Source organism: Lutibacter sp., from assembly GCF_033723435.1.
Classification (GTDB): Bacteria; Bacteroidota; Bacteroidia; order Flavobacteriales; family Flavobacteriaceae; genus Lutibacter.
In genome coordinates this window covers 223,919-236,900 of the sequence record NZ_JAWVXC010000004.1, presented here as the reverse complement: position 1 = coordinate 236,900, position 12,982 = coordinate 223,919, and the positions used below count along the sequence as shown (strand labels likewise).

Here is a 12,982-nt window from a genome sequence, read left to right as displayed (position 1 = left end):
ATATAGGCAGGAAATTAAGAGTTACAAAGTCTTTGTAACTCTTTTTTGTTTTTGCCTCAATAGTTTAAAGGATAGAATAGAAGTTTCCTAAACTTTAGATTCAAGTTCTATTCTTGGTGGAGTCACATAATGTAATTTTCAAAATCCTTGAGTTAACTTTTTTTAAATTGATTTTATAATATTTCTACCTTTAAATCGTTTTAAAAGTACTTTTTATATTAATCTATTAAACTAAAAAAATATGAATTCCAAAAGAATTTTCACAGCTTTTTTTATGATTATTACAGCAATGATTACCCAAAGTTGTAGTAATAATAATGATAAATTAAATGGGACTGCAAGTGTTCAATTGAAGTTAATTGATGCCCCTGGAGATTATTTAGCAGTTAATGTTAATATTGTAGATATTCAATATAATAATACGGAAAGCGATTCGGGTTGGACTAGCTTTAATTTAGAAAATACACCTATTAGTGTTGATTTAACAAAGCTAGTAGCTGGTAATAATTTAATACTAGCAGATCAATTAATTCCTGCAGGTACTTTTAAACAAATTAGATTGATTTTAGGTGATGGTAATACATTAAAAATTGAAGGTAATGATACTTTAATACCGCTTGATACACCAAGTGCTATGCAGTCAGGCTTGAAATTACAATTAAACAACACCTTACAAGCAGGCTTTTCTTATACTTTTATTTTAGATTGGGATGTGCAAAAATCTATTGTGAAAGATGGAGCTTCAGGAAAATATAATTTAAAACCTGTTATTAGAGTTAATACTGAAGTAAATTCAGGTTCAATTTCAGGAAATGTAGTTGAAAATATAAATACTGTAGAAACTCCAATGCAAGGAGCTATAGTTAAATTTGTTAATCAATCTGATACTACAATTGAGGGTTCTACGTCAACTGATGAAAATGGTGATTTTTTAATTCAAGGTATTCCTGAAGGAACATATGATTTAACAATTCAACAAACAGGGTATGATGATGTAACAGTAACAAATGTTAATGTTACTGTAGGAAATGTAACGACTGTTGATAAAGTTACTTTAAACCTTACTCCAACTCCTTAAAAAGTTAATATAAGATACAGAATTAAAAAAGCCTACAATAAAATCGTAGGCTTTTTTAATTAAATTTAAAACTGAAATTTATTAGTCATTTTCAAGATCAGTATCTTCTTTTAATAAATTTTTAATTAGATTAGCTAAATCAGCGTTTCCATCAATATTATCAGGTGAAATTTCAATTACACCATCCGCGTTTCCATCAACAGCTGCTGAAAAATCTATTGTTGAAGCAGTTCCAAAAATAGCACTTAAGTCAAAATTAATAGTTGTTGTAGTTGTAGTTCCATCAACAACAATATTAGTGTTTAAAGTTGAAAAGTTTATTTCCATTTCTTCTTCAGCATCTGTCCAAAAAATAAAAGGAACACCATTAATATCTCCTTGAATTTCAATAGATTTACCATATATAGGACTATTAGGATCTGTATCTTTATTTAATTCAAACTGTACTTTATCATATACATTATTTGGCACTTCAACATTAGCTATATCTATAGAAGTATTGCCTGAAGCAAGATCTAATAAAAAAGGACCATGTAATTCTAAATCATGATAAATACTATCATTTGGACTATCTAATTCACCTTCTTCTTCATTAACGCCAAATTCTATGTCTTTAATGTTGATTTTAAGACTTGTAATGTTAAGGCTTAATCCTTTTGCTGAGGTGCTGCTTTTAGCAGCGGTGTTGTTAATTGTTGCTTTTGCTTTTAAAGCTACATTACCAGCAGATGTTAAAGCGGGTGAATTATCTTTTGAACAAGAAATTGTAAAAGCTACTAAAAAAACGGCAATAATTGTTTGGGTAATTTTTTTTGTTTTCATTATTAAAAATGTCTTAAGGGTTTATATTCATATTTAATAACAGTTTAAAAAATAAAAACCCTACCGATTATTTAACTTTTTTTTAGAATCTATATTTTATAATTAAATTCTAAAAATAGAAAGGCTTTTTTCTGCTTATTTTTTAATACAAATTAAATAATTAGAGATCACATAGAAACTCTAAAAGTAAAATTAGGAGTAATTCCGATAGAACTATTGTTTACTTGAGTTATTGATGCGTCAGAATTTGCCTTAAAATAAGTGTTTAGAGTATTGTTTTTATTAAAAATGTTTAACAACGAAACACCTATAAACCCATTAACTTTAGTGTTAAACTTAAAAGCATATGTACTTGAAAAATCAGCTCGAATGTAGTCTTTCAAATTTTGATTATTTGGTAAACTATAATTTATAATGTTTGAAATTCCATTACTAATAACAGGTTCAGTTTTATTTGGAATGGTATATGGTTTTCCTTTACGCCAATGAATTCCTAAAGCAAAATTTAATTTTTTATAGGTATACGTATTACCAAATGAAATACTGTGTTTAATATCTAAATTGTTAGGAAAAGTATTAGGCGTTAAAGCTTTAAAAGTATATTGATTATTATTAAATGTATACCCTAGCCAAATGCTAAAATTGTTTATTTTTTTGTTTACTAAAAATTCTATACCATTAACATTATAACTGCCAGAAGTTTTTACAAATTGAAATTGGTTTTGAAATCCTTGGTTGGAAGTTGTAATGCCATCAACTTTTTTAATAAATCCTTCTAGGTCAATAAATAAGTTGTTGTTTTTATAATTAAATCCAAAGGAAGCTTGTTTGCTTTTAATTACTGGTACAGCATTATTATCGGTTAAAGTCCATCTGCTTTTTGCTACACCTAAGTAATCTTCTTGTAAATCTACTACTTGAGTAATATTCTGACTTTTAAATTCTCCTCCTAGTTTTAGTGAAAATTGAGGGTTTAATTTTTGTAAAACTTGCAAACGAGGTTCAAACAGAAGCATTTTAAATTTTTCAATGTAATTTAAGCGAACTCCGGTTTTAATATAAGTATTATTATTGTTTGAATGAAAACTTGCTTGAGTAAATACAGAATGATTTCTAATTACATTTTTTACAGTTCTAATAAATAAAGGCAAGTTTACGTCTTCAGAATTAGTTACCCCTAATTCATAAAAATGATAACCAGATAAAATAGACAAATTATTATTGATTTTATAGTTTGCATTTAATTTAATTCCAGTTTCTAAAACTTTATTGTGTTGTAATAATCTTTGATCTGTTAACAATGAAAAATTAGAAGCATTAATAGTGTATTTTGTGTAATACGCTTGTAAAAAAGTATTAAAATTAGAGGTCCATTTACTTTTTAACTGAAAACCAACTACCATATTTTCTTGCTCTAATTCACTTGTTTTTGAATCTGTTACACCTTCGTCACTAAGTAATTCGTTATAATCTAAACTATTTTCAATTCTCAAGTAGTTAACTCTTATATGATGATTTTTATTTAAGTCATATAAAAACTTCAAACTATAGTCAAAAAAATTAAAGTTTGAACTTGTCTTAATATCTTCATTACTGGTAGTACTTGTAGTTATTTTTGAATCTTGAAAAGCTTTATTAAAATATTGTGTAAATGTTGGTGTTTTTAACCAATCGGTAATTGATCTTCTTCCAGACACCTGAACTCCAATTTTTTTTGAAACAGGAATATATGCATAAGCATCAGCACTAAGCAGGTTGAACCCTGCGCCAGCAAAAAACTTTTGGTTTACTTTATCTAAAGATTCAATTTTTATGGTTCCAGATACGGCATCATTGTATTGTGCGCTGGTTCCGTTTTTTATAACGGTTACTTTTTCAGTTAAATAAGGATTGAAAGCAGATATTAACCCAAAAAAATGACCTGAATGGTACATTTTAATTCCATCCCAAAGCAATAAATTTTCATCTGTAGTTCCGCCTCTAATATTTATGTTAGAAACACTTTCATTAACACTACTAATTCCTGGAAGAGCTTGTATTTTTTGTAAAACATCAGGCTCAATCAATCCGGGTAAAATACCAGACTTTAATAAATCAATAGTTGTAGAATTATCTGTTTTTATAGCTATTCCTGAAGTTAAAAAGTTACTGATAATTACTTCAGATAATTGCTGAATTTTTTGAGATATAGAAACAAAAATACATTTTTTAGACACTAAAAAATCGGTTGTATTTAAAAAAATGGTTGGATAAGAAATATGGCTTATTTCTATAACAGAGTTTCTATCTACATTTTCAATAAAAAAATATCCATTAGTATTTGAAATAGCATGAATATTTGTGTTTAATATGCTAATATTAGCTCCTTCTACTCGTTTTTTCGTATTAATATCTATTAAATAGCCACAAATAGAATTTTGCGAAACAGGTTTATTGATTAGAATGTTTTTAGCATTTAAAACAGTAAAAGTTAGCGGAGCATTATTGGTAAAATATTTAATTACATCTGTAAGTGATAAGCTTTTGTTGTATGGTAAAATACGGATAGAGTCAATAACTTTATCTGCAAATGAAAATTTAACTCCAAATTGATTTTCGGCACTTTTAAGCAATATAGAAAGAGGCTGTGTTTCTTCTTTTAATAATTTTTGAGAATACGTTAAATTAGTAATAAAAAAACAACCTAAAAACAATAAAAATAACGATTTGTTAATTTTTGTTTTCAATAAAAGAAACCTTGTGATCGCCAATAGTTTTAAAAGTTAAATTTAAAGGTATTGTAACTGCTTTTAACGCTGTATCTAAGTTAGTATGTGTAAAGTTTCCAGTAAACAATGTATTAGCATATTTAGGATTGTATTCTATTTTAATTTTGTATTGCCGTTGTAATTCTTCAATTACAAAATGATAAGGCACACTTTTAAAAGAACTATAATTTTGAATCCAAGATGGTAAAGTATCGTTAATGGCAAAAGGTTGTTCACTATTATTACCTTCTGCTTTAAATGAAGTTCCTGCTGGAACTTTTATAGTTTTATCTTTATAACTAACACTAACCAAACCCCTATAACATGTAACTTGAAAATAATTACCTCTAACAATGACGTTAAACTTTGTACCTAAAACGCTTACGGAACCTAGTTTAGTATTTACCGTAAATTTTGAGCCTTTTTTTACACTAAAATAAGCTTCTCCTTTTAATTTTAGATTTCGATTTGTATTCCAATTTTTTTCTTTAAAAGTAATTTCGGAATCGGCATTTAAGTCAACAACAGATTGATCGGGTAGCGTGAAATTTGTTTTTTCAGCATATTTTGTGGCGTAAACAGTTTCTTTAGCACTAAAAAAATAAAAAGCCATAGCAATAATAGCAATTGACGCGGCAACTCTATAAACTAATTGGAAATTCAATTTTTTTACTTTAGTTTGTTGTTTTTTAGTATTAACTAAATTTAATGCTTTACTAGAATCAAAAGCTGGCGCTTGAAGTTTTTTGGAAGCCTCAATAATTTTTTTGTAAGTGCGTAATTCATCTTCACTAACAAATTTTTTAAGCTCGTCTTCAGATAACTCGTTGTTCAACCATTTTGCTATGTAGTAATTTTCTTTCATATCCTTAATATAACTTAAAACAATTTAAAAATCATTTACCCTACCTTTTGTTAAAAAACATCAATTTCTTTTCTCAAATTTACCAATGCGTTATGAATTCTTTTTTCAACTGTTTTTATAGATATTCCTAATAATTCAGCTATTTCTCTGTATTTTTTTCCATCAATTCTATTCATTAAAAAAGCAATACGTTGTGGTTCTGATAAATTTGAAATAGCTTTTTGTAATTTTGCTTCAAATTCTTTTTCTTCTAAAAGAAATTCTGGAGATTCGTTAGTGTAATCTTTTTTAGGAGTATTCTTGTAATTTATTATTACGGTTGATTTTGCGTATTCGTTTAAAAATAAATTAGTAGCAATAGTAAATAAAAATGATTTTGCTTTGTTAGGAATTACTTTTGCACAGTTTTTCCATATTTTTATAAATGCTTCTTGAACAATATCGTTGGATAAATCCGTATTACCACATTTGTAAAAGATGTAGTTAAAAAGCAAGGTAGAGTTATCTAAAAAAAAGGAACTAAACTTTTTTTCATTACAAAACTCATTTTCATTTTTTTCACTCATTAACAAACGTTTTTATAAATTTGATGTAAATATAAATTTTTTTCAGAATAAGGTAGGGTAAATATACTTTTAACTGTTTATCTTATATACCCAAACAATATTAATAATGAAACTAAAAAATTACTTTTTTATTTTAAGTTTAATTTCTACACTGCTTTTTTCTTGCCAGAAAGAAGTAACTACAGTAATTCAACCTACACAAAATGAGGTTTTAACACCAAATACAATTGTAGAAAACTTAATACAAAAAACAGTTACCAAAGATGGTTCAAAAGATAATATTATTGATAATGCTAGTTGTATTAGCGTTCAATTACCGGTAACTGTAATAGCTAATGGAACTGAAATAGTAATTAGTACAGAAGCAGATTATGTTAAAATTGAAGCTGTTTTTGATCAATCTAGTGTTGATAATGACAGTTTAAATATTATTTTCCCTATTACTATTATTTTAAGTGATTATACCGAAGTTACTATCCAAAACATGGATGAACTAGAAAGCTACACTAGCACTTGTAATGGAGAAAATGAGCCAGATGACGATATTGAATGTGTTGATTTTAACTATCCAATTACATTTTCAATTTTTGATTCAGCAAATGAACTTACCGATACAGTTTCTATACAAAATGATGAACAATTCTATTTGTTTCTAGAAAACATGAATGAAAGCGACATTGTTCAAATTAATTTTCCTATTTCAATAACTTTAGCTGATGGAACAGAAAAAACTATAAATAACCTAGATGAGTTAGAAACAGCTATTGATGATGCTAAAAACATGTGTAATGAAGATGACAATAATGATTATAATGATGACGATTGTGTAAATTGTACTACAGAACAAATTACCGAGATATTACTTACTTGTAGCTGGATGCCAGATACCGTAATAGTTAACGGACAAGATAATAGTGAACAATACGCAAATTACATTTTTACTTTTAAACAAGATGGTACAGTCGTTGCCGATGATAACGGAAATGAGTTACAAGGAACTTGGGTAATTGATCAATCGGATAATGGAATTTTAGTGAAAATTAATTTTGAAGGATTACCTGATTTTTCATTCAATTGGAATCTTCATGAATACAATGATGATCATACTGAAGTTGATTTAACTTTAGAAGAGAATAAACTTACTTTAGAAAAAGTTTGTTTAGAAGATAAAACTTTTTTAGAAAATACGTTAAATGAAGGCACTTGGTTGGTTGCCAATTTTATAAATGGAGGAGTTAGTGAAACAGATAATTATAATGATTTTGTGTTAGATTTTATGACAGATGGAACTGTTACTGCAACAAAAAATAGCGATGTTGTAAACGGAACTTGGAATGTTATATATGATAGTGGAAAATTAAAGCTAGTATTAAACTTTAATGATGCCATTCCATTTAATGAATTTAATGAAGATTGGATTGCGGTTGATGTACAAACAGCTAGGGTTGAGGTTAAACACATTGACAGTGATACAAATGCTGAAAGCACAATAGTTTTTGAGCGTTTATAAACCCCTCTCTTGATTAGATCAAAGCCACTTTTTAAGTGGCTTTTTTTTTGCTAAAAAAAATTACAAGTATAGCTTTAGCTAAACCAATTAAAAAATATTTATATTTACAAGTAAATGATTTTATTACTAAATAGGTAGTAGTATATAGAATTAAAAAAATAAATAAAAAAATCTCAAAATTTGAAATCCTCAGAATTACTTTTAAATGATGCAAACTTAATAGCTGTTTCGGCAGATAAAAACGGACATATTAAATATGTTTCAGGAGCGGCTGAGAAAATAAGTGGTTATAAAACTGAAAATTTATTAGGAGATTTGTGGTGGGAAAAAACTTATTGTGATAAAAATGAAGGATTAGTTTTTAAACAAAAAGTGATTAAAGTATTAGCAAATAAATCTCCTTTAAATGAGGAAATATATGAGCGAAAAATTCTTTGTAAAGATGGAAGTCATAGATGGATAGAATGGAGAGACTCTCTAGGCGCTAACAATAATTATGTATCCGTTGGTGTAGATATTTCCGATTGGAAAAGAAAAGAAGAACATAGAATTCAATCGGAAGAAATTTTAAAGAATATTCCATCCATAGTATTGGTAAGCAATAAAGAAGGAGAAATAGTTTTTGCATCACCATCAGTTGAAAAAATACTAGGCTATAAAGTTAAGGAAATATTAGGCGAAAAATGGTGGCAAAAAACATTTTTAAGCAAGTATAAAGCAGAGGACACCAAAGAGGCAATTTATAAGTATGTTTTTTTTAATGAAAAAAGTTATGTAGATTTTTTCAAGCAAAAACTTAGAACTAAGGATGGATTAGATAAATGGATTGAATGGCAATATTCAAAAGGAGTAAATGAAACCTATATTTCTATTGGAACAGATATTACTGATAGAATTATTTCTGAAATTGAGTTGAAAAAAGCTAAAGAAGCAGCTGAAGAATCTGTGCAAGTTAAAAATGATTTTTTAGCAAATATGAGTCACGAAATTAGAACTCCGTTAAATGCTGTTATCGGATTCACAGATTTACTTTTAGAAACTAAATTAACAAAAGAGCAACGTGAACATTTAGAAACAATGCGTAATTCTGGTGAAATTTTATTGACCTTAATTAACAATGTTCTTGACCTTTCCAAGCTTGAATCTAATAAATTTGTAATTGAGCAAATACCTTTTAATTTAAACAAAACTTTAAATGAAGTTATTAAATTAATGGATGTAAAAGCCCAAGAAAAGGATATTACTCTGGATTTAATTATCGACCCAAATGTAACATCTGAAGTAATTAGCGATCCAAATAGAATTAGTCAAATTTTATTAAATCTTATTGGGAATGCTATAAAATTTACAGATAAAGGTGGCGTAACTATAATTGTAGATAAATTAGAAGAAAAAGATAAAACAGCATTAATTTCCTTTAAAATAAAAGATACTGGAATTGGAATTGTTTCAAACAAAATTAATTCTGTTTTTGGAGCTTTTACTCAAGCAAAAAATGATACTTCAAGAATCTATGGAGGAACAGGATTAGGGCTAACCATTGTAAAACGATTAATTACCTTACTAAATGGAGAAATTAAAGTTGAAAGTGTATTTGGAAAAGGAAGCACCTTCACCATGTTTTTACCATTAAAAATAGGAAAAAAAATTGTTTACAATGAAATTATAGAAAAGGAAACAGAGGATAAAAATTTAGGTTATTCTATTTTATTAGTAGAAGATAATAAAACTAACCAACTACTTGCTAAAACTCGTTTAGAACGTTGGAATTGTAATGTAGATGTGGCAAATAACGGATTTGAGGGCGTAAAAAAAACACAGCAAAAAGTATATGATATTATTATGATGGATATACAAATGCCTATTATGGATGGTTATGAAGCAACCAAAATTATCAAAAACGATATTTCTGAAGAAGTTTCAAAAATACCCATAATAGCAATGACTGCATTTACATCAAAAACAGAAATTGAAAGGGCATTAGAATCTGGTATGGACGATTATATTTTTAAACCATTTAAACCTGACGAGTTATTTAAAATATTAAAAAAGAATTTTAAAAAGATTAAAAACATAAAAAAAACAGCTATGAAAAGTGAAATTAAAAGGGATTATAAGTGTATTAATTTAGAGTTTTTAGAGCAAGAAACCCTTAACGAATCTACTGTTTTAATACTTTTAATAGATTTGTTTTTTAAAGACTTAAAAGAGTATATGCATATGTTAGATGAAGATGTTAAGCAAAAGAAATGGCAGGATTTATATAAAGCAACACATAAAATTAAGCCAAGTATTAGTATGTTTGGTGTTACAAAGTTAGAACCAGTAATATTTACTTTAGAACAAAAATTCAAAGAAGAAGATTTAGAAGATATAGATTCCTTAGTAAGGAAATGTAAAAGCATTATTGTGAATGTGAAAAAAGAATTAAAGCTTGAACTTAAATCTTTGAAAGAATGAAAGAAACTAAAAATATTGTTTTAGCAGAAGACAACACTACCCTATCTCAATTATTAAAATTTAGGTTGCAAAAAGAAGGCTACAATGCTTTTATAGCACAAGATGGCAAACAAGCAATTTCGCTTATTGAACAGCATAAGCCAAATTTAATATTAACCGATATTATGATGCCATTTATTAGTGGATTAGAAGTAATTAGTCATGTTAGAAATAAACTAAAATCAGAAACCCCAATAATTGTTTTTTCAGCAGCCGGACAAGAAGAAATGGTGTTAAAAGCTTTTAACTTAGGAGCAACAGATTTTATGTCAAAACCATTTAGCCCTAACGAATTAATAATTAGAATAAAACGAATATTAACCTAACCCCAACTTGTTAAATTTGGAAACTTTTAAAATTCTTCAAAATTATTTTCAGCAACTACCAATTGAATTAAAATTTGTGTGGGTTTTGAGTTTTATTCTAACTGTTTTTGCAATTATTTTTACGTTTTATTTAAAAATTTTAAGAAATTCCTTAAGAAAAAAAGAGGCGTTAACCATTAAATATCAAAAAGAGTACGAAGATCTTTTACTATCATTTTTATTTGAAGAAATAGAAAATAATGAATTAAGTAATAAACAAAATCAGTTTATAAAAACAATTGAAAATGAAATTAATAATAATTTTAAACGAAAAATTATTGTTGAAACCTTGTTAAAATTAAAGAATGAAGTTTCTGGAGAAATTGAAACTGCAATTCAAGATATATACTTAAAGTCTAATTTAAAAGAACATGCTTATAAGCAACTAAAAAGTAAAAAATGGGATAAAGTTGCAAATGGAATTAAAGAATTTACAAAGTTTAAAGTAAAAGAAGCATATCCAGAAATTAAAAAATTAATAAAATATCCTAAAAAAGAAGTTAGAAAAGAAGTGGAATTATATTTAGTTAGTTTATTTCACTTTGAAGGGCTCGAATTTCTAAATGATTTAAAAATTAGTTTATCCGAATGGGATCAAATTGAATTACTTGAAGAATTGCAAAAACTTGATAATCAAGAAATACCAGATATTACTGTTTGGCTAAATTCTAAAAACGAATCTGTTGTATCATTTTCATTAAAATTAGCCAAAATTTATAATAAATACGAAACAGTAGAAACCTTGTTAAAGTTATTGAATCATAAAAATCAGAAAATTAGATTACAGGTTATTGACGTTTTAACACATTTACAAGTGTTTGATGCTAAAGATATTTTAAAAAATAGTTTTAAAAAACGAAGTCAAGAAGAAAAAATAGCAATTTTTAAAATGTTTGAAAATATTTGTGAACCTAGCGATGAAGATTTTATTGTAGAAAACACCACAAATAGCAATTTTGAAATTCAATATTTAGCAATAAAAATGTTGAAAGAAATTAATGAAAAAGCATTTAATTATTTATTAAAAAACCAAAATAAATTTTATAATAAAGAGCTTTTAAAATTTGTTCAAAATAATTAACGTATGAATACTACTACATTAAATACTATTATTCAAATAATACATTATTTGTTTTTTAGCTATGCCTTTTTGGCAATTTTTTCATATGTTGTATTGTCCATAATATCTGCTTTTGAAACTGTTGATTATTTTAAAAAAAATAGTTTTGTAAACTATAAAAAAATATTGTCTTCTAATATTGCTCCAAGTATTTCTATTATTGCGCCAGCATATAATGAAAGTTTAAATATTGTTGAAAACGTAAGATCTTTACTTTCTAATCATTATGCAAATTACGATGTTATTATTGTTAATGATGGAAGTAAAGATAATAGTCTAGAATTGCTTATAAAGGCTTACGATTTAGTAAAAACAAACTACTTAATTAATCCTCAGTTAAAAACGCAGCCTTTGCGTAAAGGCGTTTTTAAATCTACAAATCCAGCTTTTGAAAAATTAATTGTTGTAGATAAAGAAAATGGAGGAAAAGCAGACGCTTTAAATATGGGCTTAAATATTAGTAATAGTAAATATGTTGCTTGTATTGATGTAGATTGTTTATTGTTAGAAGATGCTTTGCAAAAAATGGTAAAACCTTTTTTAGAAATTACAGATAAAAAAGTTGTAGCTACAGGTGGTGTTATTAGAATTGCAAATAATAGTATTATAAAAGAGGGAAAATTAATGGAAGTCAATTTGCCAAATAAATTAATAGAAAGAGCTCAAATATTAGAGTATTTACGTTCTTTTCTATTGGGGCGAATGGCTTGGAGCAGATTAAACGGGTTACTTGTTATTTCAGGAGCTTTTGGTATGTTTCACAAAAAAATCGCCATTGAAATAGGCGGATATGATACTTCAACTGTAGGTGAAGATATGGAAATAATTGTTAGAATGAGAAGACATTTAGAAGAGCAAAAAGTTAATTATAAAGTGGCTTATATTCCTGATCCTTTATGTTGGACAGAAGCACCAGATAATTATAAAATATTTGTTTCTCAACGTAATAGATGGACTAGAGGAACTATAGAAGTGTTAAGAAAACATCGCAAGCTGGCTTTCAATCCTAATTACAGGAATTTAGGAATATTAAGTTATCCATATTGGCTAATTTTTGAAAGATTAGCTCCAGTAGTTGAGGTTATAGGAATTATTTATTTTGGTATTTTATTAGCATTAAGAGAAGTAAAATGGGATTATGCACTAGCATTTTTTATTTTAGCGTATTTATTTACTACGCTATTGTCATTAGGAGCAATATATTCAGAAGAATTAACGTATCATCAATACAAAAAAAAGGGAACAGGTTTTAAATTAATATTAATTAGTTTGCTTGAACCGTTTGTTCTTCATCCATTTGTTTTGTACGCAGCTGTTAGAGGGAATTTAGATTACTTCTTTAATAAAAAGAAGAAATGGGGAGAAATGACAAGAAAAGGAATGGGAAATATTAATAAATAAAAGATTAAT

Annotated in this window: 10 protein-coding genes; 6 read left to right on the top strand and 4 right to left on the bottom strand. The window is 27.0% G+C overall.

Going from position 1 to position 12,982, the window contains the following annotated elements; genetic code table 11:
* The first annotated feature begins 241 nt into the window (after positions 1–241).
* Entirely contained in the window at positions 242–1,078 is an 837-nt protein-coding gene (locus R3342_RS08355) for a DUF4382 domain-containing protein (RefSeq protein ID WP_318939571.1), read from the top strand.
* An 81-nt stretch (positions 1,079–1,159) separates the two neighbouring features.
* On the opposite strand, the gene R3342_RS08350 is transcribed toward R3342_RS08355, so the two are convergent.
* The 4 genes from R3342_RS08350 to R3342_RS08335 form a co-directional block, all read right to left on the bottom strand.
* Positions 1,160–1,900, bottom strand: coding sequence for a hypothetical protein (locus R3342_RS08350; RefSeq protein ID WP_318939570.1), 741 nt, complete (start codon positions 1,898–1,900; stop codon positions 1,160–1,162).
* A 167-nt stretch (positions 1,901–2,067) separates the two neighbouring features.
* Positions 2,068–4,626 (bottom strand): TonB-dependent receptor plug domain-containing protein, encoded by a 2,559-nt coding sequence (locus R3342_RS08345; RefSeq protein WP_318939569.1) that lies wholly within the window; start codon positions 4,624–4,626, stop codon positions 2,068–2,070.
* Positions 4,610–5,512: a FecR family protein gene (locus tag R3342_RS08340; protein ID WP_318939568.1), complete on the bottom strand. Its 903-nt coding sequence runs from the start codon at positions 5,510–5,512 to the stop codon at positions 4,610–4,612. Before R3342_RS08340 ends, R3342_RS08345 begins: the two co-directional genes overlap by 17 nt.
* A 50-nt stretch (positions 5,513–5,562) precedes the next feature.
* Positions 5,563–6,078 carry an RNA polymerase sigma factor gene (locus tag R3342_RS08335; protein ID WP_318939567.1) on the bottom strand — a complete coding sequence of 172 codons (516 nt, stop codon included), beginning with the start codon at positions 6,076–6,078 and terminating at the stop codon, positions 5,563–5,565.
* A 106-nt stretch (positions 6,079–6,184) separates the two neighbouring features.
* Here R3342_RS08335 and R3342_RS08330 point away from each other — a divergent pair, with 106 nt between their 5' ends.
* The 5 genes from R3342_RS08330 (at position 6,185) to R3342_RS08310 (ending at position 12,973) form a co-directional block, all read left to right on the top strand.
* Positions 6,185–7,588, top strand: a complete 1,404-nt coding sequence (locus R3342_RS08330; protein ID WP_318939566.1) for a hypothetical protein — start codon at positions 6,185–6,187, stop codon at positions 7,586–7,588.
* A 180-nt stretch (positions 7,589–7,768) separates the two neighbouring features.
* Positions 7,769–10,048, top strand: coding sequence for a response regulator (locus R3342_RS08325; RefSeq protein WP_318939565.1), 2,280 nt, complete (start codon positions 7,769–7,771; stop codon positions 10,046–10,048).
* Positions 10,045–10,413 (top strand): response regulator transcription factor, encoded by a 369-nt coding sequence (locus tag R3342_RS08320; RefSeq protein WP_318939564.1) that lies wholly within the window; start codon positions 10,045–10,047, stop codon positions 10,411–10,413. Before R3342_RS08325 ends, R3342_RS08320 begins: the two co-directional genes overlap by 4 nt.
* A 16-nt stretch (positions 10,414–10,429) precedes the next feature.
* Complete coding sequence (locus R3342_RS08315) at positions 10,430–11,533, top strand: hypothetical protein (protein ID WP_318939563.1); 1,104 nt, start codon at positions 10,430–10,432, stop codon at positions 11,531–11,533.
* 3 nt (positions 11,534–11,536) lie between these two features.
* On the top strand, positions 11,537–12,973 hold the full coding sequence (locus tag R3342_RS08310) for a glycosyltransferase (RefSeq protein WP_318939562.1): 1,437 nt from the start codon (positions 11,537–11,539) through the stop codon (positions 12,971–12,973).
* Positions 12,974–12,982: the final 9 nt, after the last annotated feature.

Coding starts and splice junctions, on each gene's coding strand:
- R3342_RS08355 (WP_318939571.1), top strand. CDS start 242: ATGAATTCCAAAAGAATTTTCACAGCTTTTTTTATGATTATTACAGCA.
- R3342_RS08350 (WP_318939570.1), bottom strand. CDS start 1,900: ATGAAAACAAAAAAAATTACCCAAACAATTATTGCCGTTTTTTTAGTA.
- R3342_RS08340 (WP_318939568.1), bottom strand. CDS start 5,512: ATGAAAGAAAATTACTACATAGCAAAATGGTTGAACAACGAGTTATCT.
- R3342_RS08335 (WP_318939567.1), bottom strand. CDS start 6,078: ATGAGTGAAAAAAATGAAAATGAGTTTTGTAATGAAAAAAAGTTTAGT.
- R3342_RS08330 (WP_318939566.1), top strand. CDS start 6,185: ATGAAACTAAAAAATTACTTTTTTATTTTAAGTTTAATTTCTACACTG.
- R3342_RS08320 (WP_318939564.1), top strand. CDS start 10,045: ATGAAAGAAACTAAAAATATTGTTTTAGCAGAAGACAACACTACCCTA.
- R3342_RS08310 (WP_318939562.1), top strand. CDS start 11,537: ATGAATACTACTACATTAAATACTATTATTCAAATAATACATTATTTG.